The following is a 23,966-nucleotide window of genomic DNA, read 5'->3' as shown; positions in this document are numbered from 1 at the left end:
TGATAAAAATAATCCATTAGCGAAATCAGGAGCTTTGGGAGCTGCGGACGTGATCCAATATTGAGCTATATTACCTCCAATACCAGCTAATATTCCCCAAACCAAAGTAATGATAGCCATAGGTACAGTGAACTGTCCAAATGTGAATAACAAGATGTAAACTGCTCCTAATGTGAAAGGAAAAATTGCTACTGTTTTGATGGCATTTTTAGTAAGCAACTTCCCAGCCACAATGTTTCCAATAACATTTGCCCCACCGTATACTACTAACATTAAACTAATCGTTTTCCCTGAAATATTAGTAATGGTTTCAAGATACTCAGCTAGGTAACTGTAAACCCCAAATATTGCTGAATTTATAAAAACAACTGCGGCAATGGAAATCCAAGTAATGGAATTTTTTAATACACTTAACTGTGATCCGTAAGTGAGTCTTTCCTTAACAGGCATAGATGGTACGAATAGCAATGTAGCAAGGAATGTTAAAGCATTAATGATAGCAAAGAATAACATGGCCATTTCAAACGAAGTTTCACTAGCTATAAAACTAGTAATTGGCACACCAAGTACCATACCTGCTGATACTCCCAACATTATTTTGGAAACAGCTTTTGGAGCTTTTTCATTGCTTACTGAGTTAGCAGCTACCGTCAATGCCATTGAACAATAAATGGGATGAAAAATAGCTGGAATCACACGAGCAATTAATGCAATTGTAAAGTTAGATGCAATTATCGAGACTAAGTTACCCAAAACAAACACACCAAGTACAAGTAACATTGCCTTTTTGCGATTTATTCCTGAAAACAATAGCGGCATGCTTGGAGCAGAAATTGCAACCACAAGTGCAAAGAGACTCACAAACAATCCAGCTTTTGATACACTGACATCATAATAATCAGCAATCAAAGGCAATATACCAATAACACCCATTTCAGTATTCAAAATACCGAAAACTCCTACCGCCAATATAAATATAAGCAAATTACTTCGTTTATCCATAAAAAGCATCTCCAGCCTTCCTTGTATCTTTACTATTTCTAAAGCAAAGCAACAATAACTCTTAAAGCCGACTTTAAGTCAAGCGATATTCTAAAATCACTAGAACAAGATGAGAAAGCGCTGTTGCATTAAAGTGTACTTTAAGGTCTATAATAAAACCTAACTGATGATCACATTAATAAGAGCAAAATAATTATAAGGATTTATGGAGGATTCAAATGGAAATTCATATCAAAGAAGCAGCAGATAAGATAGGTTTGCCTGCACATACACTCCGATATTATGAACAAGAAGGTCTTTTACCTTTTATAAAAAGGGATGAAAATGGAAATCGTATTTTTAACGAAGCAGATTTATTATGGTTAGAGCTTATTGTATGTTTACGGAAAACTGACATCCCTCTTTCAGAGTTACGTGCAATAGTGGAGTTAACAAAAGTAGGAGATAGCACAGCCTCGCAACGCAAACAGATATTTGAAAAGCATAAAGAAAAAATGATGGAGAAACAACGAGACTTGGATAACGCTTTTATAAAAATTGATTTGAAAATAGAATACTACGATGTATTAGAAAAGAAGTACTACAAAGAAAATCTTAAATAAGAACTTTTTTAATAATTTTCAAAAAGCCCTTGCCTTAAAGTCCACATTAAGGATTAAGCTAATCTTGCTATTAAAAAAAGTTGATCCGAGTTACTTCTTCAATCAACTTATTATTTACAAAAGAAAGGATTGTATTATCTATTATGTGTAATAATCATAAAAACATTTCTACGACACGTGTTCTAAGTGTCCCAAGTGCAAAAGCGCCATTTGAAAAGATCATTATTGAGCGAAGAGATTTACGGCCAAACGATATCTTAATAGATATTAAGTTTAGCGGCATTTGCCACTCTGATATTCACAGTGCATTCGGTGAATGGGGCGGCGGAATATTCCCCATGGTTCCTGGTCATGAAATTGCCGGAGTCATAGAAGCAGTAGGGACAGAAGTCACCAAGTTTGTTGTTGGCGACCGCGTTGGCGTTGGCTGCTTTGTAGATTCCTGCGGAGAATGCGAATATTGTCTCAGTGGAGAAGAGCAATATTGTACGAAGGGTGTAGTCAACACATATAACGGTCTAGACTATGAAGGTAATCCGACATACGGAGGATATAGCCAAAAAATCGTTGTAAAGGAAGGGTTCGTTGTCCGTATCCCAGACGGTCTGGATATGGATGTGGCAAGTCCTCTATTATGTGCTGGCATTACGACATTCTCTCCTTTAAAACACTGGAATACTGGCCCAGGTAAGAAGGTTGCCATTGTCGGAATGGGAGGTCTTGGCCACGTAGCTGTCCAATTTGCTCATGCCATGGGTGCTGAAGTAACAGTATTGAGTCGCTCTATTGATAAGAAAGAAGAAGCATTGAAATTTGGCGCAGATCATTACTTTGCTACAAGTGAACCTGCTACATTTAAAGAATTAGCGGGTCGTTTTGATCTGATCTTAAACACCGTGTCTGCAAATCTGGATGTTGATGCGTATTTATCACTACTGCGCGTTGATGGGACACTTGTAAATGTTGGTGCGCCAGCCGAACCAGATAAGTATCATGTATTTTCCTTAATTATGGGTCGTCGCAGCATTTCAGGTTCACTCGTTGGTGGAATTCGTGAAACACAGGAAATGCTTGATTTCGCAGCTGAACACGGTATTTCCCCTATGATTGAAGTGATAAGTGCAGACCAAGTCGAAGAATCGTATGAACGTGTTCTCAAAAGTGATGTGCGGTATCGGTTCGTTATTGACATTTCTACTCTATAACTCGCAATGATTCTTTATATCCACTTAAACCGGACCTGATGAAAAGAAAAAAAGCCATCGTTTAGTTTGATCAAAACGATGGCTTTTTGCTATTTGATTACCAACTTCAAGACTTTGTAACACCGTGTCATACTAAGATCGTTCGTTCAACGACCAATAAAGCATACTTACCCTTAGTTCCGACGGAAAAAACTTATGTCACTCTAACAATCATTAAGCGGAATGGAAAATTCAACATAAAAGGGATGAAGTTCTTCATTTAAGCAAAGCTCAATTCTTTGCTTGAAATTCCCCCAACTTACCATCTCTAATGCTGTTTCGATTGGAAAAAAACCTACTTCTAAAGACTCAGCGGTAGTTGTTAATTCTCCTCCGACCGGTCTACCTAAAAATAAAGTGTTACAAATACTACTACTTACATTTTGAAAAATACCACAAAACTTTGTCACTTCTATATCTATACCGCTCTCTTCCTTTGTTTCCCTTATCGCTGCATCTTTCAATGATTCACCTTCTTCAACCTGCCCTCCTGGCATTTCCCAACCTCGTTTAGGTCCTTTTATCAATAATATTTCGTTACACTCATTAACTACAATTGTTGCCGCAGAAACTATATGTTTTGGAGCCACTATTTCGTCCTCCCCTTTTTTAAAATAACAAAACTAGATTACCACTAATTTCCTATGGCTGTATACTGCCCTTTTGGGGCTGACCGACGCAGACTGCGTATTGACTTGACGCTAAACATTTCCATTCATAGCTTTCTCTCTGGTAAAATAGAGAAAATCATATTTTACTTAGGAGGCAGACGGCAACGATGGAACAAGAGCTAAGCGCACAGATATTGCAGTGGCACGAAGACGACGAACACCAGCAGATCGTAGATACTCTGATGAAGATTCCTCCAGCGGACAGAGATTACGATATAATCAGCAGCATGGGTCGGGCTTATAACAATCTGAGTTTGTATAAAAAAGCACTGGAACAGTTTGCTATCATTGCTGACCAGGGAAAAAATGATCCGTTGTGGTATTTTCGCGTAGGCTATTCCTACTATTATATGAAGCGGTATGAGGAAGCGGCAGGCGTGCTAAGCACCGCGCTAGAGCTGGATCCTAATGATCAGCATTCAGCCAGATTGTTAGACTGGAGCCATAGCAAATGGCAAAAACAACAAAAAGCTGAATCCCAGCGCACACTCAGCAAACAAAAGAAAGACCAGGGAGCGATCCCTTTTGAAGGTATGGATCTCGACAGCTTCTGGGAAGACAGTAACTATGCTAGAGAACAATATGTCTCTGATCCGCCTACAGATGAGCTGATTTCTTCTGTAGAAGAAGAACTCGGCTATAAGCTACCGGCAGCCTACATCGCACTGATGAAGCATCAGAACGGCGGCATTCCCCATAATACATCCTTTCCGACAGATGAAGCTACCTCTTGGGCTGTGGATCATATTGCTATAACAGGAATTATGGGGATCGGACGCGACAAAAGCTACTCTATCTGCGGTGATCTCGGCAGTCCGTTCATGATTGAAGAATGGGGATATCCGGATATCGGCGTGGTAATCTGTGATTGCCCTTCGGCAGGGCACGATGTTGTGATGCTGGACTACCGTCGCTGTGGGAAGGACGGCGAACCTGAAGTCATTCATGTCGATCAGGAAGATGATTACGAGATCACATTCCTGGCACCCAACTTCGAGTCGTTCATCCGTGGTCTGGTGAATGATGAGGATTACGACACTACTGAAGAAGATAAAGAGAACGATTTGCGCAAAGTAGCTGAAGGAAAATTCTCTCCGCTGCTCGCGGAACTCTGCGGTCTGGCCTCTGAGGTTGACGGGCTGGAGTCCAAAATACGCAGTGTCTGTACCCGGATCGTCCAGGAGAAGAACCATTTCTCATTTCATGCGGATGAGCGGTCTCATCTCATGTACGATGTCCAGTTCTGGCTATACACCAACGCTTACCCGACTACCAGCCGTCAGCAGTATCTGGATACCTATGAGCAAATGATCGCTTTCGGCGGTGAATTCAGCCAAGGAGGGTACGCTCCTGGCTTCATCAGCGATTGGCTGGATGGGCGGATCGCGGAAGGTCTTATCGTTGAGGAGAACAAGGTTCTCCGCTTCACGGACGAGGCACGCAGTGCGGTTATAGCAAAGCTTTCAGCGGAAGCAGAAGCTGCACATTCATTGTCAGCTGCAGGAGGCACGAAGGATGTGGCCCCCTTTACCATCGTGAAACAAAATAATGGCGGCAAATCTGTCATTCTGACGGTCGGCAGCTATTTAGTCGAACTATTCGACACCCGGGCGGACGAGGGGTTCGAAGGCAACGGTTACGATTGGGCTTCACTGGCGGCGGTGTTCTTGAATGAGCGGATGCCGGAACTCGCGGAAACGATCCATTTTGACCCGGAAGCAGATATGTTCTGTGCCTACTCGAATAATGGACCCGCATTAGAACAGTTCGCATGGGCGTTCAAATTCGCCTGTGAGGATGAGGTGCTTATTTACGATCTATTCACTCGCGCAGAATTGGACTGAGCTAATCATTCGGACAATTCCAGTTATGAATTATTATTTACTTTTAGCACTGTTAGGTCTACGATCAAGAGGCAGCAGATCGTTGTCATCGGCTGCCTCTTAATTTACTGCTATCCGACGAACTAAGCCTCTCAGATGTGTCTGTGTTAGCTGCTTTACATTCTTCTTCGATTAACTTATAGATCATTATTTTTTCATTATCAAAACCAATAAACTCTTTTGATTTATGATGATAGTTGCATGGATTTATTTTCTCGTCTTCGAACAGTACAAGTCCACTATTTATATCATATATTTTCATTCCTGTTTCCTTTAAACAAGAGAACAAATATGTATCCATAAAAATATTACCTGACGATATTGGAAACTCCTTAGCTACATTTCCTGTTTCCAGATTAATCGCTCTGAAAATCCACCCATGTGGCTCATCCTCATCAATGAAATCATAATTGTTTCTACCTACTAATCCAATCTCGTTATCACTTACCCAACATAATGGATCGTTCCAATCCTCTTTTCCACTCCAGAGATTTTTTTTGCTCATTCCATCTTCCGATTCCCATCGATTTTCTATCCATTCCAGAATGCTCCAACCTGTCACACACCCCGCAGGGTGCCACACCCATCCATTATCAACAATCCATTTATTATCAGGTGAAACTACGAGTTGGCCATGAAAATAATCTAAATAATGTTCTGAATTGATTGATTTGCTTTCAGTTAGTTCATATTCCGGATCATTTCTATCAGTTAGTACTTGATAATCGATTGGATTTGTAATATCCAGTCGATTCCACTTTGTACCATGAATTCCACTATGCTTTAAAAAGGATACGATTCAAACTGACCTTCATATTATGGCAGCTTTGCAAACTTATTATCTTGGGCATCGATTAAAGCCAGCTTGTAATTGATCTTTTCCATTGTTTTTAATAAAAGTGTTATTTGATCCTCTACTTTGCTTCTCTGAAGTACCAGCAACTTCTTCCTTTGTTGCAAAGTACTATCCCCCATCTTATACAGCTCAACATATTGTTTTATTTCTGCTAGTGGTAAACCTGTTGAACGCAGGGCTTGTACCGTCTCAATACAGTCGATGTAGTGTTCATTAAACATGCGAACCCCATTCGCGTCTCGGTCAGCAATTGGCAAAACGCCTTCTTTCTCATAGAAACGAAGAGTGTAGGGAGTAATGCCCATTTTTTTCGAAATTTCCTTCATAGTATAACCCATATGATATCATACACCGCCTGTGTAGTTAGAGTTACTCTAACCTATTTTATATTCAGACATTACAACGCGTCAATTACAATCCTTTACCAATAAGGAGTAGCTATATGGAATTGACTTAGAGCCACTTTAACCGAGTATTCTAAGATTGAATAACAATAAAATATCTGAAGGAGATTGTCCTATGATAAAAACGGTGTTGATTACAGGATGTTCGACTGGATTAGGAAATACTACAGCCAGGAAGTTTGCACATGAGGGGTGGAACGTGGTTGCGACGATGCGCAAACCCGATCATAGTTTGACAGCGGAATATCCCGAACGAATTTTTGTAACTGAGCTCGACGTCACAAATATTGCTAGTATATCGTCCGCGATTGAGGCAGGGATTGAGCGGTTTGGCCAGATAGATGCCGTTGTAAACAACGCTGGCGTTAGTATCCTCTCGGTGCTTGAAACAACACCTATGAATGCTATCCGCGGGGTTTTTGAAACCAATGTCTTCGGTACCATAAACGTCATTCAGGCTATTACACCTTATTTTCGAGGGCAAGACGGCGGAACCATTGTAAATATCACTTCGAATTTGGGCTTTACGTCAAATCCACTTCTGACAATATATACCGCGACAAAACATGCAATCGAAGGATTGTCGGAATCCCTAGCGTACGAGCTTGAATCGCAAAATATCTCTGTCAAACTGGTGGAACCAGGAGCCATGCGAACGACGAGCTTTGCGTCAAACACCATGTCCGCATCCCAAGATGCGTCCTTTCCACAATCGTACAAGCCTTATTTTGATCACATGATGCAATCTATGATGAACTATCCATTTGACAATGCAGATGAGAACCAGGTTGCCGATCAGATTTACGCTGCTGTCAGCGATGAGTCTGACCAATTACGTTTTCTTGCAGGTCCAGATGCAGAAGAAACTGCCAGACTCAGATGGACCACGTCGGAAGAAACGTACATGACTACCATACGTGAACTAATGGGGCAAACAGCATGGAGAAATAGGCAAGAAAATTAATGTTTAATAAACCTAAGCTTTAAAATGATGAGCACGATACATGCCTGATTAAAGTAAAGAGTGGACATTGAGAAACGCTTTCGTAAAACTATAACCGAAGGATGGTTGGATTGTGGAGAAAAAAGTAAACCCGGAAATAAAAGAAATTTTTTCACATATGCCGGAAGTCATATATRCCCAAGAGAATTTAGTTGCAAAAAGGAACGAAATGTATGAGATGTTTGCTGGTATAGCTGGATCTCTGCCCATTAATGATGCCGTTTTAACATCAGAGAAACATATTCCAGGAGCAAACGGGGATCCAGATGTTCGGATCAAAATTTATGAACCAAGAGTCAAGGATGAAATCCTTCCTGGTGTACTATATATTCATGGTGGCGGCTATATTCTTGGATCTGCTGATATGATGGACCCTACTTTGCAGCAACTAGTATCCGAAATCAATTGCGTCATTGTTTCAGTTGATTATCGACTGGCTCCAGAACATCCTTTTCCAGCCCCACTCGAAGACTGCTATGCTGCACTCAATTGGTTCTCTGAAAATGCTGAGGAACTAGGGGTTGATTCAACTAGAATTGCAGTAGTCGGACCTAGTGCCGGAGGTGGACTAACAGCTGCTGTCTCCCTTTTGGCAAGAGATCGAAAGGGTCCTTCTATATTTTTCCAAATGCCCCTCTACCCCATGATTGATGATCGCAACATGACTAAATCAAGTAATGAAATAACAGATGAAAGAGTATGGAACAAAACAAAAAACCAATTGGCATGGAAAATGTATTTAGGGGAAATAGGTGAAGTATCGCAATATGCTGCTCCAGCGCGTGCAACAGATTTGTCAGGACTTCCACCCACTTACACATGCGTTGGCGACTTAGATCCGTTTCGTGATGAAACTATCGATTATGTATTAAGGCTTACGCAGGCGGGAGTACCAACAGAGTTTCATTTATATCCCGGATGTTTTCACGGCTTTGAAGAATATTTCCCTGCCGCTGAAATCAGCCAGAGTATTGTGATAGGTTATCATACGGCTTTAAAGCGCGCCCTACACAAATGATCGGTTGGATAGGTTTTAAAAGCAAAGTTTAACTAAAGGATCGACACGTAGGAGGCAATCATAGCATATCAATTCTATCAAAAATATGATCCTGATAGAATTGATATGAATATGGCAGCGAAGATGATTTAGGAACGAAAGAGGATATCCATGAAAAAATATGAAAATCAGATTCCGACAGATATGAGGATGGGCTTAACAAAAATATTCAGTTTATTAAGGGATACTCTATTATTAACTGCGAAACTAAAGCCTACAGCCAATATTGATGTAGAGACTTTTCGGTTAGCAGACGAAATTACTATACCTGATGCTTCACGTATAACTTGGTTTGGCCATTCGGCGTTTCTACTTGAAATAGAGAATAAAAAACTTCTTTTTGATCCCATGCTGGGCTCTCGAATTCCTTGGGTTGGTGCGAAACGATACAGCGATAAACTACCACTTCAGCCAGAGGATTTCCCCGAAATTGATGCTATTATTTTATCCCATGACCACTATGATCATTTGGACTATTCTTCAATTCGTAAACTAAAGGACAAAGTTAATCGATTTATCGTACCATTAGGAGTAGGTCGGCATTTGCTTAAATGGGGAATTGCTTCAGAAAAAATTTCCGAGCACCAATGGTATGAAGAGCTAGTGATTGATGATCTTACGTTAGCTTGTATGCCGGCGAGGCATTTCTCCGGAAGAGGGCTATTTAACCGCAATTCTACACTGTGGTGTTCATGGGTAATCATCGGAGGCGAAACGAAGGTCTACTTTAGCGGAGATAGCGGCTATGGGCCCCACTTTAAGGAAATCGGAGAAACTTACGGACCGTTTGACTTGACAATCTTGGAATGCGGGCAATACGACGAGAGGTTTTTGATTCATATGAAGCCTGAAGAAACGGTGCAAGCTCATCTTGATCTTAGAGGACAGCTCTTGTTTCCCATTCATTGGGGAGCGTTCACGCTAGCCTTCCACTACTGGACCGAACCCATAGAACGGGTCACGAAAGCAGCATTAGAACAAAAGGTAAATATCGCAACTCCAAAAATCGGCGAAACTGTTATGCTAGCCTCAAAGGTATTTCCGACAAGCGCTTGGTGGAGAAAATAGATGGTTTTATGGGAATTCGAAAAATTAACAAATCATTTTTATCGAAAATATTTAATGAATTCACAGTATATTGTCAAGCATAACAACCGTTAGATTAATAAAACGAGCAGGCTACCGCAGTGCCTGCTCATCATTAGCTTAATGAAGAAAGAGTATATTGTTCTTATTGGCTGCCCTGCTCAGCTTCCGACTCTACGTTCGTAAACCAGAACGTATTACTGGTTTCAGAATCGCATCCGGTTAGCTTGTAATGGGAGCCCAGCTCCTTGTCCTCCTCAAGCTCAATGCCTCGGCACAACGTGCTCGGACGACCTGCATTGCTGCCGAACCCGTCACGCGAGTTGTCATACGTATACGTAATAACTTCAGCCCCGTCATAGACTAGCTCATAGAAGATCGGGTCACCTTCAATCGTATACTGCGTAATACGCACTTGATCCGGCACGCCAACATCTAGATTCGCAAGAAACAGCTTCCACTTGTCGAGATTGTACATTTTCCCATGAACGTTCACGACATCGCCGTTCTCCGCTGCTTGGTCAGCATCATAAGGGTTGGACACAGCGGGGAACGCCTCCGGCTTCGCTAATGGCGTAACCGTCTCCCCCGGAGCAGGAGCAGTAGTAGGATCAGTCATATTGTCACTAGATCTGCCCGACTTCTCACTGCAGCCCGCTAGCAGCACTAATGCTGCCGCTAATGTTAACATCCATTTGATCATGAATTATCACCTCACATTTAAGAACGTTATATCGAGTACGATTGTTTCAGTCGTATATATCCGTTAACCCGAAATGCCTCTGCTGAATGAGGATCGGTGAAAATGATCTGGTGCGTGAACATATATGAAATCCATTTTACGTAGCTCTAACCGAATACCAATTCTTATTCAGTTTTTTCACTYCCATAAAGTCTCCGCCAAAAAGCATTTCATCAGGGGCGCTATCATTAGCGGTATAAATAAATCCAGCCATATTACCTGATATTCCACGATAGGCAAAAAAAAGAATTTGATCGCTCTGTCCGTATCCTTGAACCACGATCTCACCACTGCCTTTGGAAAGTTTCTTATATTTCTCTGGCAAACGAATCAATTTTTCATTATCAGATACATTCGGTTTCAGTGTGCCATCCAATACCATTCGAACTACAGCTTCTCTTTCTTCCTTATTAAAGCGATAATCTAAATCTAAAACTATTGAGGTAAAAGGAACAATTAACACCAAAAAAAAAATTATTAGATTCAACAAAAAAGGTATTCCTCTTCTTGCCATATTGAAGGATTTACTTACGACAAAATACACAAAAACAATCAGTGAACAAATCAAGAAAATAATATAACCCTGTATCTCAATAAATGGCGAAAAAAAAGAAGTGAGGATATCAGCTAAAGTAAAGCGATAGATATTCAGAAGCAATATTATCATTGATCCAATTATTGCAATCGAAAGCATGAAATAGAATATTATTTTCGATTGATTATTCTTAATTCGCTTTATTTCATCCTCTATGAGATTTAATTCATCCTCCATGAGACACCTCCATAACAAAAGTTTTTAAGTGAATTTCCTAGATCGTCTTATTTACGAGCTTCACGAAATTTCCATTTCTCCTGCACGAAATGGATGCAATTCTACGATCGGAATGGAAACTATTTTTCGTTCTACAAGATATGGATGATGCAAAAGCCTATAAAGTGTTCACCCTTATCCATCTCCCCCTGTACACCATCATACTCGCTTTACTTTTTAGCCAATATCAGACGATTACGTTTTGGGTGATAAACATCTTTCTCATGATCCATGCGATCCTGCACTTATTTTTCGAAAAGTACTCCCGCAACGAATTTAAAAATACATTCTCTCGTCTAATCATCTATCCGATGGGAATTCTTGCTGCTATTCATTTATTATTATCACTTAGGTCTTAGCGATTATACAAGAAAGGTATCTCCGGTATCGATCCTCTCAAATAACTTGCATCTGGCTTATGTAATGGGAGGAGCAGCCATGGCTTTTTTTGAAAATATAATAAATTGACCCAGTAGCAATTATTCCGTATCACTGCCCCAGTATCCAAGCAGCTTTTTCATTGCTCAAACCTGTCCGTTAGTGTAATGAAGCAGCCGATCATTGTGATCGACTGCTTCCGTTTTTTTATTGAACTATCGTTACCCGTTAGTTCAATTTCGCAACAACTCAAGGATTTCCAAATTATCGGTAACAGTAATGATTTTTTCTTTATACTCACAATTTTCAATAAAATGGGGTAGCTTTTCCGAATTATATTTTTTATTCCACTCAATCAGGTTCCTGACACCTTCGAAAGTCTCCCGCTTTTGGCTTACGGCAACTCCTGAAACACGTTCTTCATATCGTTTCCATATTCTTGCCTCTTGGACAGACAAAGATGGCATAAGAACGATAATCTTATCCGCAGTTGAAAAACTTGGTTCTACCCAAGATCTGTATACACCTTCAACGATCCAAGAATCTTGATTTACGATTTCTATAAGCTTTTGGTCTCGCAGTTCCTCCGAAGCTTTTACGCCATAAACATCTGCATCATTTTCCCAAAAAATATCGTCTAAATCGTAATGTGGGATATTGATTTCTTGACTTAACAATGCTGATATGTACGACTTACCACTTCCAGCACCACCAATGATATGGATTCTTATAATATTCCCTTCCTGTTTTCCGAATCATTACCATGATTTTATGTCAATTCGCATTGTGGCGCTATTCTGCCCGTCAGCTTAAAAAAATGAGCAGGCGCTGCAGGCCTGCTCATCCATGTGTGTGTTATTGAATTATCGTGTCCCGTTAGCTTAATCACTTATCTCAAGGAATTACATTCTTGGTGTTGTCTATTTATCTTTTTCACTTGACATTATTTTGATAATTTTCTGAAGAGAAATATGTATTGCTCGAAGATAACTTATTAAGCAGATGAATCCTACAGCTAAAATTATAATGAAAAATTCCATTTGTCTCCTCCCCCTTACTTTATGAGATGATTTTACCATATATTAAACATATTTGTAGTTATGTATAACTACCCATTACTTCAATGAAAAGGGCAACCGATCATATGACCCGTTGCCGACATATCATGTTTGAACTATTGTGTCCCGTTAGTTCAATCCCATCAAACTACTGCAAGATATTTAGATTAACTTTTCTTCCATATAACGTCTCAACTTCCCTAGACAATCTTCTTGTTTCATTTCCTACATACTTTAAGGCATTTTTAAGAACGTTTATATCGTCACCTATTCGAGCCATAACGGTTACGCAAACTACATTACTAATTTCAACGTCGTTACTTAATGCCATGTTCTCAAGAAAAATAAAGATTCTTACGAGTAATTGCTCATCCTCTATTGTTAATTGTTGTTTTTGAAGCTGGTTCATTAAAAATGGATTCAATATATTTCCAAAAGCTACATGCGGAGGTATCTCACCTTCTTTACTCCATAAACCCTCAAGCTCTTTTTCGTAAAACGGTAGCAACTGAGGAATTATTTTTAGCATCTCTTGAACGATATTTTTGTAAGTTAAGTTCATCATTTACTCATTCCCTTGCAGACAAATTTACTTAATGTATTTCCTTACGTTTACTCAACTATCCTGCGCGTTAACTTAATAAAAAGAGCAGGATACCGTAGTACCTGCTCTTCAATGTCTATTATTCAACTATCGTTTCCAGTTTGCTTAACGCCAGGATTTGTAAGCCCTCTTTTCCCATTAACCTATTTGATTGTAACTTTCGCCTAGGTTTTTAGCAAAATTATGCAATGTAATACCGCCGATAATTGCCAAGAACACAAGAATACCAACAAGTAGTAAAATTCGTTTTTTCATTCTATTATTAGCTCACCTCGTTTATAAATCGTGAATATGTAATAATTTAGACTCTATCTGCGATAAAAGGTTACGCTATCCTGCCCTTCATAACGAGAAAGGAGCAGTTGCCATCGACTAACTGCTCTATGGTCCGTTGAACTATCGTTCTCGTAGTTAAATAAATTTGTTGTCTGTTTTTATGGAGTGTCTTCGTCGCTTTTGTACTCCAAAATATCACCTGGCTGACRATCCAAAGTCTTACATATCGCTTCTAATGTTGATAAACGAACCGCTTTTGCTTTCCCATTTTTCAGAATGGAAAGATTAGCCATAGTAATTCCAACCCTCTCCGAAAGCTCCGTTACGCTCATTTTTCGTTTTGCTAACATCACATCAATATTAATAATAATTGCCATATGCTCCACCTCAGACCGTTAAATCATTTTCTGATTTTATATTAATAGCTTCTTGTAAAAGTCTTTGGAGAACAGCAGCAAAAACGGCGATCACCATAGAGGCGAAAATAATGACCAATCCCATTGGTATGAAACTTGGAGGGTCAACTCTCTTCCCCATGAGATAATAAAGTGGCATACCTAGCAGGTACAAGGTACTGATTGTGATGGCACAGTATTTTATATTCTTTAAAGCTTTTACCGATAATTCCGAGAACGCTTGATTCTTATCAATATAGCTTAAAAGTTTAAAAGCTTGATACAAAGCAAAATAAAAAGGAATCGCCGCTGCGTACATATCGATTAAGACGAGAGATTTCATATAAGCCTTTTCTGGATACAATTCTCCAGCAAAATTCCCAATCTTAGGCACTAAAAATATGTACATAGCAAGGATTGGGATTCCAATAAGAATAACAGCTATCTTCAAGAAGAGTGTTTTTCCTCGTTTCATAAACTGCACCTCACTTGTTTAATGTCAGTTTTTACTTTACCACAAATTTTATCGTTTTACGATAAAATAATATCGTTTTGTACAAAAATAAAAAGCATTTCTCATTACAAACAAATGCTCTTACTTTAAAATGTTAAATTTGCAACTTGTTCAACAAAACTTTCTGTTAGCTCAATGATCTAATAAAGTTGATTTTACTCAAGCTATTCCTCAGAAATCTCTACGTACGAACTAAACCTAATTTGACGCCGAAATTGGGCATTCACCTTGCCTTGGGCGAATATCTTAATGGGGAAGTGCATTTTAAAAAATTGAGGTGATACACTTGGGATACTTCGTTACTGTGGAACCGGGCGTAAAAGTATTTATAGAGGACATCAATCCTATGGGAAATAAAACGATACTTTTTATTCATGGATGGCCGCTAAACCATAATCAGTTCGAATATCAGTTCAATTACCTTCCCAAGCTCGGATATCGTTGTATCGGAATGGACTGGAGAGGATACGGCAATTCGGATAAACCATTCGACGGTTACGGTTTCGATAGACTAGCAGATGATCTTCGTATGGTCATCGAAGCGTTACAGTTAAAAAACATAATACTAGCAGGACACTCTACCGGAGGCGCAATCTCAATTCGTTATATGGCTCGTTACAAAGGGTACGGGGTATCTAAACTCGTCCTGATTGACGCTGCGTCTCCATCAAGCGTTCCCAAAGAATTTACGAATAAAATCATCGAAGAAACAAACAATGACCGTCCGAAAATGCTGCAAAACCAAACGGAGATTTTTTTCTTTCAGTACATTTCTGAACCAAAATCCGAATGGTTCTTTCTAATGGGTTTACAAGCTGCCAATTGGTCGACTTCCGCTATTATGGTCACGCTAAGAGACGAGAATGTATACAACGATCTTGGACAGATCGATGTGCCCACATTAATTATTCATGGAATTCATGATAAAGTCGTTCCGTTTACACAAGCTCAGGAAACAAATAAGCTGATTAAAAATTCGCAATTAGTTTCATTTCAATACAGCGGTCATTGCCCTTTTTTGGAGGAGCGTGATAGATTCAACCAACTATTATCTTCTTTTGCATAACGCCTCGAATTAACCATCGCTCCCCCTAAATATAGTCCGATAATGCCCGATAATGGAGCAAATCTGCCAGTCAGCGTAATCAAAAAAGGAGCAGCTGCCCTCTGCAACTGCTCTTTTTGTGTTTAACTAACGTGTCCCGATAGTTCAACCATCAAGTGCATGTTCATCCATTAATTATGTTCACTCCCCCTTTTATTACCAGTAGCTGTCTTCACTTGCTTAGTGACTAAAAAAACCTCCTTCTAACGAAAAGTATTATATAAAACCAGAATGGTAACAGAACGTTGCTAGGAGGGAAAAATTTATGACTATCCAACTCACTGAATGTATGAATCACTCAGCTCAAAATAATCCCAATATAACTTCTATTATGGCTGAAATGATCGCAACTATGGAGAATGACGCCAAACTCAAAAAAGAAATTCTTTTTACAGTTGATGAAATCAGTATGGAGATTTTCAGAAAAGATAAACTTTGTTATGACGTAGTGAATGCTACTTGTAATAACGGTGACTATTACAAAGCTAAGAAGCTATGGAAACAATTTAGAAATGAAGTAGAGCTTGCCCTAGAAGAATTGTATAAGCGAATTCAATGGACGAGGTACCCTGACGAGTGGAGTGAGACATATGAGCTCCTAAAGCGTCGAGCAGCTTTACATGATGATGAGGTGGAAAGATTAGAGCGGCAAGAGTTATTGAGCGTCTAATTCATGTTTGAATTATTTGATGTAGACACCAACAATTAACGTAGAAGAAGTGAAGGAGTCTTTTTGTTACTCAAACCTCGTATGTCTTAATAGCAATGCTGCTCGTTAGCGTAATGACGAAGGGCTGCCACGCGGCAGCCCTTTAGTTTTCAACTATCGTTATCCGTTAGTAGAACATCTTGCACGGCAGAGCTATTTCTCCAACTCATAGCGGGCCGCGATAATGCCCGACTTGAGCGTTCGGCTGGACAGCAGCTTGAGTCTGATTTTCTCACCGTCGCCATGGAATGCTGATTTTCCGCCGCCCAAGATGACTGGACAAATCGTCAGCAGGAATTCGTCGATCAGGCCGAGTTCAAGCAACGTCTTCGCCGCCCCCGGACTGCCGAAGATAACGAGATTTTTGCCCTGCTGCTCCTTGAGCGCCTTGATTTCATCTGCAATATTGTCCTTGATCAGTACCGTATTGTTCCATTCAACAATGTCCATCGAGTCGGAAATGACGATCTTCTTCACATCCTGCAGCCATTTGGCATGCTCCATATCGTGCCTCGACGCATCCGGATTGTCCAGCACCGAGGGCCAGTAGCTCTCCATCATCCGATACGTCGTTCGTCCGTATACCGGAGAGCCGACTTCGGCTACGACTTCCTCAGCGTATTTCTCTAATTCCTCGTTGTACGGAATCCAATCTAGTCCTCCGTTTGAATCTGACGCATACCCGTCCAGTGATACATGCATGAACAATACGAGTTTTCTCATGTTTGCTTCTCCTCCGATTTCGAATTTAGTTGTTTGATTTCTTGGCAGTAGGCTGTGTTTCATCCTTCTCTTACGTTCACTATAAATCATTACGTTACGTAAGGGTCAAGCGGAAATCTGAAGACAAAAATGTTGTGTATCTTCCCGTTAGCATAATTAGAAAGAAGCAGCTGCCATTCGGCTAACTGCTCTATGGTCCGTTGAACTATCGTTCTCCGTTATAGCTCAATGAATTACGTTGCAAATCGTTAAAATCATCTATAAAATAGCCTTCTGATTCCCATCCACTATTAGTTTTCTGTATTAATTCCCCGATAGATAATTTAGCTTTACCGAATCTACTCATAAGCTTGGCTTTATAATAATCCATATTGCGACCTTCAAAAACATAATCTAATGCACAATAATTATCTCCCATATATATTGCAAAGTTATAACCGAAGTAGTCAGCAAATTCTTGGCATATTGCCCTTAGTTCAAGTTGCAACTCTTGATTTTCTATAAATTGATGCCACCTAAAACAAGGACTGAACTCACAGATGTACTTATTAAATATAAATCGAAACCCACCAGGGCCTCCAAGCTCAACATATTCTTCATCCCCTATTAGCACGGGATCAAATGGCTCAATGTTATATGATTCACTAATACGATCACGATTTAATAACCATTGTCTGTCAAGATGCGGGTTATGAAAATTAACTTCTTTCATACACTTTACAACTTTAGGAAATCTTATTCCTTTAACAATCTCTTCTTTAAAAACTTCTATGGCTGTAACATCTAATGAATGTTTAAAAACAGCTGAGAAATCTACCTCCATTTTCCACATCCAATTTCAAAATTATTCCATAATATTATACCATTTTTATTCCATGAGAATTAAATTAAACTGCCCGTTAATCGTACAAAAGGCTGCCAAGCGGCAGCCCTTTCGGTATTGAACTATCGTGTCTCGTTAACTTAACAATTGAAAGACACTTTTTTATCAATTGCCTCCAATATAAAAGACACCAATAACGGTTTTACCATCAACGTCATATAGCGGGATATCATAACCACCTGGGGGTCTACTGTTTTGTATAGCTAGAGCTTCTTCGGGTGTCTTAGGCTGCTCACCGTCTACATCTTTCTTTAGCAAATATCCCGCAGTGCCATCCATACCTGTTGCACTAATTAAATCAGGTCCCGTTTCGTAGGATGTGGCATCTGCAGCAGAACCATATGTCTGTCCGTTTTTATTTTTAGGATAGTTCATATTCTTAGGGCTAATATACAAAGAACCAATTATGTTTACTCCATCAACATCATATAGTGGGACATTACGACTAAGTTCACCGAGATAATCTTTTTTCAGTAAATACCCTGCAATGCCATTCACACTTCCTGAAAAAATTAAGTCAGGTTGCATTTCAACGGAAGTGCTTTCATTGGCAGAACCGTATGTCTGTCCATTTTCATTTTCAGGATAGCTAGGAAGATTTGTGAGGCTCTGATTAATCGTGTTTTTAGCATCGCTTTGAAACACCATAGTACCTCCCACTACGCAAATGGTTAAAACAACACCAAGAATGATTATTCTGATACGTTTCGAGTAAACACTCATTTTCTCACTCCTTAAAAGTACTCAATTGTAAATGTATGGTGGTAAACTCGCCAATTACTTATTTTATTTCAGTATTTGGAAGTTGCGATATTCTGCCCGTTAGCTTAACCAATTTACGGATTCACCAAGACTTTAACATCGAAAGCCGAAAGAGACTTTAGACCAATTTTATTTAGATATGATAGACGCAATTCCAGATCATTAATCAATTCGCAATAATTATCTAATACTTGTTTGTCGAGGCAATTACGTAATTTCTGGACAACTAATAGTGATTCTGAGATCGGCATTCTCAACACATTTGAAAGGGAATTCCCCATAACCAAGCGTTCCTGTTCCAACAAGCTTTCGGTACAATTTGGACACTTTCCATGTTCGGAGAATAATTTTATTGCCCAAAGGTTTCCTTTACTAGTTGTTCCTGCAGCACGCATATATTTCAAATCGAAAACGCACCCACGATAATAGTTTTTATGTTCCCTTTTCTTGTAAACGTATGTTACAGGTTCCTTATCATATCCATAAAGTAAAATATCAGTAAATTGCTTATCTTGCTCAACCAGTGGGCTTTCAAAATCAATCCCGATCATTTTAGCCAGTTCTCTAATCTTTACAACAGGTCCGCAGTTAGTACCCGCCCATAAAAGCACAGCTCCTTTTTTAAGCGAGAGTTCAGTTGCGACCATACGACTTGAATCAATATCACCAAGGACAGTACCTGTACCGTTACATGTAGTGCATGTTGGTGTGCTTTCTGGTAAAGACCAAATGCCATTTTTCTCTCTGACCTCACCAATATTCGCATACAATGACGAAAGATGTTCTAAGACTCCGGTAATTGTACTAACAAGAGACCCTGGTCTTTTGACGTTAAACTTTCTATGGGAAAGTCCAAATTCCAATTAAAAACACCCCTTTGGCTGTTTGCTCAATACTCTTAAATTATACCGACCACTTGTTATTATGTAAATATTTACCTATAAACTATCCTGCCCGTTAACTATTGAACCTGATTAACTAAATTCTAAAAAAAATCAGCGCTAACGTTCTCTCCGACACTCTCCGCGGAGCTGAGCATAATTTTGCGTGGTAGATGCGTTTTCATGCTGAGATCGTGAACCGACCGACAGCCCAAAGTATGTGAAACGATTGATGAGCTTAAGCTGCAATTGGGTTAGCCTCTTCATTTGGGGGAATTCGAAAGAACATTGAATACTTGGGTCACATTTCGACAAAATAACTATCTTTTTTATTGACAGAGTTCCAAATGATAGTAAGATAGTAAATAGTGGAAATAAAAACTAGTTCTGGAGGCGTTTTTTTGAAGAGATTGTCGATTACTGCTATGATTTGCGTTTTATTGTTCAGTATAGGTGTTATTCCTGTATCAGCAGCCAATAAAGGAGCTTATATTTTTGTAGATGGAGTCCCGCTCAAATCTAAATCAGTAAGCAAGAATGGAGTTTCCTTCGTTCCCTTCAGAGAATTATTTGGAAATTTGAAAATGGAAATCGGTTATGATGCAAAACTTAAACAAGTTACGGGCAAAAAGGATGATTTAAAGATTACATTTACGATTGGCAACAAAACAGCAGTTGTGAACGGCCAGAAGAAAGCATTGCAAGCAGCACCCTTTACGCAAAATGGTAACACTTACATCCCAATTCGAATCGTTGGGGAAGCAACAGGTAACTCCGTTTATTGGTCTGCAGAAGCAAATGTGATTCAAGTTAATAGTCCATCCTTTAAAGGGGCCTCTTATTCGATCGACGGTATCCCGATATTTTTCAGTGCTGATGGAGTGATATCGTTTGGTCCCGCTGCAACCAACGCCCTGAATACCCAAAAAGAGTTAGCCGAGATCGATTCCATTACCAAGACAATTGCAAATTTCCCTGAATTCCGTGTTGTTGGTGCGCCACCAACAGAGAAGGAATCCAAACTACCAGGGTATAAAGGATATCCGGATTATTTTGACGCCAATTATGTAGAAGCAGCAGAGAATAAAGAAGCATTGCCGCCTCTGATGAGCAAGGGATGGATTTCATTATCTATGCTGTCTGAAATCGAAGGCGTGAGCAAACTGGGCAATAGCAATGCCAACATCATTACGATAGGCAAATATGTCGGCTTCGAAATCGTCAGATTGGATATTAATTTGACAGCGGAATACAAAAAGGCGACGGATGGCGACTTTACTTTAAGTGACATTCGTGTTAAGAAATACAAAGGAACCATGTATTTGAACATTGAAGATTTAATAACAGCTGGACTCATAGAATCTAATTAACACTCACTTTTTTTCAATTAGGAGTCAATTCATTGCTAATTTAATCGATTGAGCTGATCATGATTGACGCTTGTAAAAAACTAGGGCCACTTTTGGGCCCTAGTTTTTTGTTTCTTAACGGTTATCCATTTTCAATGATAATCAACGAACGCCAATTTAGCTGCTGAAGACCTTCGATACATATTCCTGGCTGACATTAACCAAGGTAACTTGAGAGTTTGTTTCGGGCTATTTCAACAGTTGCATCGAGGAGTTTGTTCGTTATTTCAGCTTTATCAATTGCCACAATAATTTTGTCAAACCTATTCATCGTCCTTTCAATGGCAGTTCGTAACTATTTCGGCTACCTACAAAACGGTTTCTTCCTGCTCCTATACCGACTAAAAAGAGTAAGACCGAAGCGCCAAGCAGAATGAAAAGTGGCAGATTCCAACTATTTGTCAAATCATGCAGAAATCCTATAAGGGCAGGACCGATTGCGGCAAGAAGATATCCGATCGATTGCGCCATGCCAGACAGTTCCGCTGCTTGATGCGCATTTTCAGTACGTAAACCGAAAAACATCATGGACAAACTAAAGGCGCAGCCTCCACCAATTCCGAGTATTATGATCCATAACAGAATTATATTGGAGCTTCCGTATAGAAGTCCGAGCGTTCCCGTCAAAAGCAAAATGGTTATGATGACCACTAACAAACGTTGACTAGACATGCGCCCAGCAATAACGGGCACAATAAAAGTAAATGGAAGCAGAGCTAACTGCATTATCGAGAGGTACCATCCTGATTGGTTTGAGTCAATTCCTTGCTGCTTTAAAATTTCAGGCAACCATGCGATCAACACATAGAAAACCATGGACTGTATACCCATAAACAAGGTTACTTGCCAGGCAAGAGGGGATTTCCAAACATTCACATCATTGATGGCTATCTGTTGACTCATCGTGGTTGTTTGCTTCGTTTGATTTCTTATTTGAGGTAGCCAACAGAGAATCGATACAAAGCTTAGAATCCCCCATATTCCCAATGCTCCCTGCCATTTTAGACCTGCGTTCACAGCTAGCGGTACACTGATTCCCGATGYGATTGCTCCAAATAAACTCATTGAAATGGAGTAAATACCTGTCATGGAGCCAATTTTATTTGGGAAATCCCTTTTGATTAAACTTGGCAATAATACATTACATATGGCAATTGCGAATCCAAGAATTGCTGTCCCAATATACAAATTAGCTATGCCAGATAAAGAACGTATTACAATGCCAACAGTCAGAAAGATTAGGGCAATCAAAATGATACGTTCAACACCATACCTTCGTCCTAATTTTGGTACTAGTGGCGATAATAAAGCAAAGGCAAGCAAAGGTACCGTTGTTATCAGGCCGGCTAATGTATTTGAAATAAGAACGTCATCCCTTATGAAACTCACTAAAGGACCGACTGAGGTTAAAGGAGCACGTAAATTAGCTGCAATAACAATAATGCCGAGAATTATCAGTCCTATAGAAGATGGTACGGCTTTTTTATTTTGTTTGTTCGACATTCTTCATTTCTCCTTCCTGAATTTATACGTATAATTTGTTTCCTACTGATTGAAAAACTAAGAAATAACATCCGCGCGAATAACAAAAGTATATTATAGTATACTATTTTTAACAAGTGGTATTGTATAATATACATAAAATCATCTGAAAACAAAAATACAACTCTGAATTCCCTTCATGGAATTCGGAGTTGTATTAAATAAGTAGGATTTCTGACTTTTAAAAATCATACTTTAAGCATATATGGAGCACTGTTTCGCTATTCGTATGATTGGTATAAGAGTGAGGACAATCTGCACGAAAACTGATCGTATCAAATTGATTCAATGTGTAAACCTCTCCATTGACTTGAATTTCAATGGAACCCGTCATTACTGTCGCAATTTCCGTTGTATTCGCATGATGACCTTCAGGGTGATACGAGCTATTTGGCTGTAAGTAAGCCCGACACATTTCAATATCGTTGCTTGTGTGTTTAAAGACTGGTTCAATGATCCAATTTTTTTGATCATTAGAAAACCGCAGTCCTTCTCCTGCTCGATACAAACTAACAGGCTCTTCTGATTTCAACAAGGCCAATAGCGGTAAAGACATGCCTTTTGAAATTTTCCAAATAATCGCCAAAGTTGGATTTGTATCGCCACGTTCGATATTCCCCAGAGTAAGTTTGCTTACACCCGTTAATTCCGCTAATTCGTCTAAGCTCATGTTTTTTTCTTTTCTGTACTTTTTCAAGGCACCGCCGATTTGTAATACAAGCTGTTTTGATTCATCGATTTCATCCATTTGATATTCACCTCAACAAAAAACAATTATTGCTAGTATACTGTTTATCTAGACTCTTTTCCACACAATTAGTATTAGATGGTGGACTACACTCCTATTCAAAATTCTGTAGCCAAACAAAAAAACCTCCCCGCAGTACCCTGCAGAGAGGTTCCCTCTAATAGAATATCTTCTCATCCCGCTTATCCTTAAGTATTTCCACCGCTTCCCGGAATCGCAGTGAATGTATAATCTCCCGCTCCCGCAGAAACTTCAAACTATCCTGCAAATCCACGTCATCCGTCAGGTCAATTAGCCACTGGTATGTAGCCCTCGCCTTCTCTTCCGCCGCAATGTCCTCATACAGAGCCGCAATCGGATCGCCTTTGGCTTGAATATAGGTAGCCGTAAACGGTACGCCGCCTGCACTCTCATAAAACAAGGCGCTGTCGTGAGCCACATAATGTGCACCGAGTCCCGCCGCTTTCAATTGATCCGGCGCAGCATCTTTTGTTAATTTATAGATCATTGTAGAAATCATTTCCAAGTGAGCGAATTCGTTGGTACATTGTAATTAACAGTGATGATTTTCCTATACTCAGTAAGGCTTTTCGATTTACAATTTATAAGATTTTTTCC

The 23,966-nt window shown here is 39.6% G+C and carries 26 protein-coding genes and 1 pseudogene; 10 read left to right on the top strand and 17 right to left on the bottom strand.

Annotated features, from left to right (window positions below; genetic code table 11):
• Nucleotides 1-1,002: MFS transporter (locus AB4Z17_RS20070; RefSeq protein ID WP_441961626.1), on the bottom strand; the 1,002-nt coding region annotated here is incomplete at its 3' end.
• Nucleotides 1,003-1,220: 218 nt separating this feature from the next.
• Between AB4Z17_RS20070 and AB4Z17_RS20065 the strand changes: the two genes are divergently transcribed.
• Complete coding sequence (locus tag AB4Z17_RS20065; protein WP_441911906.1) at nucleotides 1,221-1,604, top strand: MerR family transcriptional regulator; 384 nt, start codon at nucleotides 1,221-1,223, stop codon at nucleotides 1,602-1,604.
• A gap of 143 nt (nucleotides 1,605-1,747) precedes the next feature.
• Entirely contained in the window at nucleotides 1,748-2,809 is a 1,062-nt protein-coding gene (locus AB4Z17_RS20060; protein ID WP_441961624.1) for an NAD(P)-dependent alcohol dehydrogenase, read from the top strand.
• 203 nt (nucleotides 2,810-3,012) lie between these two features.
• Here the strand turns inward: AB4Z17_RS20060 and AB4Z17_RS20055 are convergent, their stop codons facing one another.
• Nucleotides 3,013-3,441, bottom strand: a complete 429-nt coding sequence (locus AB4Z17_RS20055) for an NUDIX hydrolase (protein WP_441961629.1) — start codon at nucleotides 3,439-3,441, stop codon at nucleotides 3,013-3,015.
• Between the two features lie 185 nt (nucleotides 3,442-3,626).
• Here AB4Z17_RS20055 and AB4Z17_RS20050 point away from each other — a divergent pair, with 185 nt between their 5' ends.
• Nucleotides 3,627-5,363 carry an Imm51 family immunity protein gene (locus tag AB4Z17_RS20050; protein ID WP_441961623.1) on the top strand — a complete coding sequence of 579 codons (1,737 nt, stop codon included), beginning with the start codon at nucleotides 3,627-3,629 and terminating at the stop codon, nucleotides 5,361-5,363.
• An 85-nt stretch (nucleotides 5,364-5,448) separates the two neighbouring features.
• Here the strand turns inward: AB4Z17_RS20050 and AB4Z17_RS20045 are convergent, their stop codons facing one another.
• Entirely contained in the window at nucleotides 5,449-5,964 is a 516-nt protein-coding gene (locus AB4Z17_RS20045) for a hypothetical protein (protein ID WP_441961622.1), read from the bottom strand.
• Nucleotides 5,965-6,218: 254 nt separating this feature from the next.
• Nucleotides 6,219-6,584, bottom strand: coding sequence for a MerR family transcriptional regulator (locus AB4Z17_RS20040; protein WP_441961621.1), 366 nt, complete (start codon nucleotides 6,582-6,584; stop codon nucleotides 6,219-6,221).
• A 193-nt stretch (nucleotides 6,585-6,777) separates the two neighbouring features.
• On the opposite strand from AB4Z17_RS20040, the gene AB4Z17_RS20035 reads away from it, so the two are divergent.
• The 3 genes from AB4Z17_RS20035 to AB4Z17_RS20025 all read left to right on the top strand — a co-directional run bounded on the left by AB4Z17_RS20035 (nucleotide 6,778) and on the right by AB4Z17_RS20025 (nucleotide 9,790).
• Nucleotides 6,778-7,626: an SDR family oxidoreductase gene (locus AB4Z17_RS20035; RefSeq protein ID WP_441961620.1), complete on the top strand. Its 849-nt coding sequence runs from the start codon at nucleotides 6,778-6,780 to the stop codon at nucleotides 7,624-7,626.
• A gap of 112 nt (nucleotides 7,627-7,738) precedes the next feature.
• Nucleotides 7,739-8,683, top strand: a complete 945-nt coding sequence (locus AB4Z17_RS20030; protein WP_441961619.1) for an alpha/beta hydrolase — start codon at nucleotides 7,739-7,741, stop codon at nucleotides 8,681-8,683.
• 150 nt (nucleotides 8,684-8,833) lie between these two features.
• Nucleotides 8,834-9,790, top strand: coding sequence for an MBL fold metallo-hydrolase (locus AB4Z17_RS20025; protein WP_441961617.1), 957 nt, complete (start codon nucleotides 8,834-8,836; stop codon nucleotides 9,788-9,790).
• A gap of 163 nt (nucleotides 9,791-9,953) precedes the next feature.
• Here the strand turns inward: AB4Z17_RS20025 and AB4Z17_RS20020 are convergent, their stop codons facing one another.
• Both AB4Z17_RS20020 and AB4Z17_RS20015 read right to left on the bottom strand, forming a co-directional pair.
• A complete protein-coding gene (locus AB4Z17_RS20020; protein WP_441961615.1) occupies nucleotides 9,954-10,511 on the bottom strand; it encodes a DUF4362 domain-containing protein in 558 nt (185 codons plus the stop codon).
• Nucleotides 10,512-10,647: 136 nt separating this feature from the next.
• Nucleotides 10,648-11,322, bottom strand: coding sequence for a hypothetical protein (locus tag AB4Z17_RS20015; protein WP_441961613.1), 675 nt, complete (start codon nucleotides 11,320-11,322; stop codon nucleotides 10,648-10,650).
• Between the two features lie 41 nt (nucleotides 11,323-11,363).
• Here AB4Z17_RS20015 and AB4Z17_RS20010 point away from each other — a divergent pair, with 41 nt between their 5' ends.
• On the top strand, nucleotides 11,364-11,720 hold the full coding sequence (locus AB4Z17_RS20010) for a DUF6713 family protein (protein WP_441961627.1): 357 nt from the start codon (nucleotides 11,364-11,366) through the stop codon (nucleotides 11,718-11,720).
• Between the two features lie 252 nt (nucleotides 11,721-11,972).
• Here AB4Z17_RS20010 and AB4Z17_RS20005 read toward each other — a convergent pair whose 3' ends face one another.
• The 4 genes from AB4Z17_RS20005 to AB4Z17_RS19990 all read right to left on the bottom strand — a co-directional run bounded on the left by AB4Z17_RS20005 (nucleotide 11,973) and on the right by AB4Z17_RS19990 (nucleotide 14,547).
• Nucleotides 11,973-12,416 (bottom strand): hypothetical protein, encoded by a 444-nt coding sequence (locus tag AB4Z17_RS20005; protein ID WP_441961611.1) that lies wholly within the window; start codon nucleotides 12,414-12,416, stop codon nucleotides 11,973-11,975.
• 529 nt (nucleotides 12,417-12,945) lie between these two features.
• On the bottom strand, nucleotides 12,946-13,362 hold the full coding sequence (locus AB4Z17_RS20000; RefSeq protein ID WP_441913818.1) for a DUF7674 family protein: 417 nt from the start codon (nucleotides 13,360-13,362) through the stop codon (nucleotides 12,946-12,948).
• Nucleotides 13,363-13,835: 473 nt separating this feature from the next.
• Nucleotides 13,836-14,054, bottom strand: a complete 219-nt coding sequence (locus AB4Z17_RS19995) for a helix-turn-helix domain-containing protein (RefSeq protein WP_441961609.1) — start codon at nucleotides 14,052-14,054, stop codon at nucleotides 13,836-13,838.
• A 10-nt stretch (nucleotides 14,055-14,064) separates the two neighbouring features.
• A complete protein-coding gene (locus AB4Z17_RS19990; protein ID WP_441884508.1) occupies nucleotides 14,065-14,547 on the bottom strand; it encodes a DUF2975 domain-containing protein in 483 nt (160 codons plus the stop codon).
• A gap of 325 nt (nucleotides 14,548-14,872) precedes the next feature.
• Here AB4Z17_RS19990 and AB4Z17_RS19985 point away from each other — a divergent pair, with 325 nt between their 5' ends.
• Together AB4Z17_RS19985 and AB4Z17_RS19980 are read left to right on the top strand one after the other, a co-directional pair.
• A complete protein-coding gene (locus AB4Z17_RS19985; protein ID WP_441913811.1) occupies nucleotides 14,873-15,652 on the top strand; it encodes an alpha/beta fold hydrolase in 780 nt (259 codons plus the stop codon).
• 304 nt (nucleotides 15,653-15,956) lie between these two features.
• The gene (locus tag AB4Z17_RS19980) at nucleotides 15,957-16,361 is read left to right on the top strand and encodes a hypothetical protein (RefSeq protein WP_441961607.1); all 405 of its coding nucleotides are present in this window, start codon (nucleotides 15,957-15,959) and stop codon (nucleotides 16,359-16,361) included.
• Nucleotides 16,362-16,553: 192 nt separating this feature from the next.
• On the opposite strand, the gene AB4Z17_RS19975 is transcribed toward AB4Z17_RS19980, so the two are convergent.
• The 4 genes from AB4Z17_RS19975 to AB4Z17_RS19960 form a co-directional block, all read right to left on the bottom strand.
• A complete protein-coding gene (locus AB4Z17_RS19975; protein WP_441961605.1) occupies nucleotides 16,554-17,123 on the bottom strand; it encodes a dihydrofolate reductase family protein in 570 nt (189 codons plus the stop codon).
• 205 nt (nucleotides 17,124-17,328) lie between these two features.
• Nucleotides 17,329-17,946, bottom strand: coding sequence for a hypothetical protein (locus AB4Z17_RS19970; protein WP_441961603.1), 618 nt, complete (start codon nucleotides 17,944-17,946; stop codon nucleotides 17,329-17,331).
• A 165-nt stretch (nucleotides 17,947-18,111) separates the two neighbouring features.
• Nucleotides 18,112-18,729, bottom strand: coding sequence for a hypothetical protein (locus tag AB4Z17_RS19965; RefSeq protein ID WP_441913447.1), 618 nt, complete (start codon nucleotides 18,727-18,729; stop codon nucleotides 18,112-18,114).
• A 113-nt stretch (nucleotides 18,730-18,842) separates the two neighbouring features.
• Nucleotides 18,843-19,631 (bottom strand): hypothetical protein, encoded by a 789-nt coding sequence (locus AB4Z17_RS19960; RefSeq protein ID WP_441913449.1) that lies wholly within the window; start codon nucleotides 19,629-19,631, stop codon nucleotides 18,843-18,845.
• Nucleotides 19,632-20,050: 419 nt separating this feature from the next.
• On the opposite strand from AB4Z17_RS19960, the gene AB4Z17_RS19955 reads away from it, so the two are divergent.
• On the top strand, nucleotides 20,051-21,019 hold the full coding sequence (locus AB4Z17_RS19955; protein ID WP_441961601.1) for a copper amine oxidase N-terminal domain-containing protein: 969 nt from the start codon (nucleotides 20,051-20,053) through the stop codon (nucleotides 21,017-21,019).
• A 306-nt stretch (nucleotides 21,020-21,325) separates the two neighbouring features.
• Here the strand turns inward: AB4Z17_RS19955 and AB4Z17_RS19950 are convergent, their stop codons facing one another.
• From AB4Z17_RS19950 to AB4Z17_RS19940, 3 genes and pseudogenes are all read right to left on the bottom strand, one after another.
• The gene (locus tag AB4Z17_RS19950; protein WP_441961599.1) at nucleotides 21,326-22,561 is read right to left on the bottom strand and encodes a CynX/NimT family MFS transporter; all 1,236 of its coding nucleotides are present in this window, start codon (nucleotides 22,559-22,561) and stop codon (nucleotides 21,326-21,328) included.
• Between the two features lie 220 nt (nucleotides 22,562-22,781).
• Nucleotides 22,782-23,348: a helix-turn-helix domain-containing protein gene (locus tag AB4Z17_RS19945; RefSeq protein ID WP_441961597.1), complete on the bottom strand. Its 567-nt coding sequence runs from the start codon at nucleotides 23,346-23,348 to the stop codon at nucleotides 22,782-22,784.
• A 157-nt stretch (nucleotides 23,349-23,505) separates the two neighbouring features.
• Nucleotides 23,506-23,892 (bottom strand): annotated as a pseudogene (locus tag AB4Z17_RS19940) (manganese catalase family protein); the annotation flags it as partial.
• Between the last annotated feature and the right edge of the window lie 74 nt (nucleotides 23,893-23,966).

Origin of the sequence: Paenibacillus sp. TAF43_2, assembly GCF_052113545.1 — a bacterium.
GTDB lineage: Bacteria > Bacillota > Bacilli > Paenibacillales > Paenibacillaceae > Pristimantibacillus.
The sequence above is the reverse complement of the archived record's forward strand: the minus strand, read 5'-3'. Positions and strand labels throughout refer to the sequence as shown.

Coding starts and splice junctions, on each gene's coding strand:
- AB4Z17_RS20065 (WP_441911906.1), top strand. CDS start 1,221: ATGGAAATTCATATCAAAGAAGCAGCAGATAAGATAGGTTTGCCTGCA.
- AB4Z17_RS20060 (WP_441961624.1), top strand. CDS start 1,748: ATGTGTAATAATCATAAAAACATTTCTACGACACGTGTTCTAAGTGTC.
- AB4Z17_RS20050 (WP_441961623.1), top strand. CDS start 3,627: ATGGAACAAGAGCTAAGCGCACAGATATTGCAGTGGCACGAAGACGAC.
- AB4Z17_RS20040 (WP_441961621.1), bottom strand. CDS start 6,584: ATGAAGGAAATTTCGAAAAAAATGGGCATTACTCCCTACACTCTTCGT.
- AB4Z17_RS20035 (WP_441961620.1), top strand. CDS start 6,778: ATGATAAAAACGGTGTTGATTACAGGATGTTCGACTGGATTAGGAAAT.
- AB4Z17_RS20025 (WP_441961617.1), top strand. CDS start 8,834: ATGAAAAAATATGAAAATCAGATTCCGACAGATATGAGGATGGGCTTA.
- AB4Z17_RS20020 (WP_441961615.1), bottom strand. CDS start 10,511: ATGATCAAATGGATGTTAACATTAGCGGCAGCATTAGTGCTGCTAGCG.
- AB4Z17_RS20000 (WP_441913818.1), bottom strand. CDS start 13,362: ATGATGAACTTAACTTACAAAAATATCGTTCAAGAGATGCTAAAAATA.
- AB4Z17_RS19990 (WP_441884508.1), bottom strand. CDS start 14,547: ATGAAACGAGGAAAAACACTCTTCTTGAAGATAGCTGTTATTCTTATT.
- AB4Z17_RS19980 (WP_441961607.1), top strand. CDS start 15,957: ATGACTATCCAACTCACTGAATGTATGAATCACTCAGCTCAAAATAAT.
- AB4Z17_RS19975 (WP_441961605.1), bottom strand. CDS start 17,123: ATGAGAAAACTCGTATTGTTCATGCATGTATCACTGGACGGGTATGCG.
- AB4Z17_RS19970 (WP_441961603.1), bottom strand. CDS start 17,946: ATGGAGGTAGATTTCTCAGCTGTTTTTAAACATTCATTAGATGTTACA.
- AB4Z17_RS19965 (WP_441913447.1), bottom strand. CDS start 18,729: ATGAGTGTTTACTCGAAACGTATCAGAATAATCATTCTTGGTGTTGTT.
- AB4Z17_RS19945 (WP_441961597.1), bottom strand. CDS start 23,348: ATGGATGAAATCGATGAATCAAAACAGCTTGTATTACAAATCGGCGGT.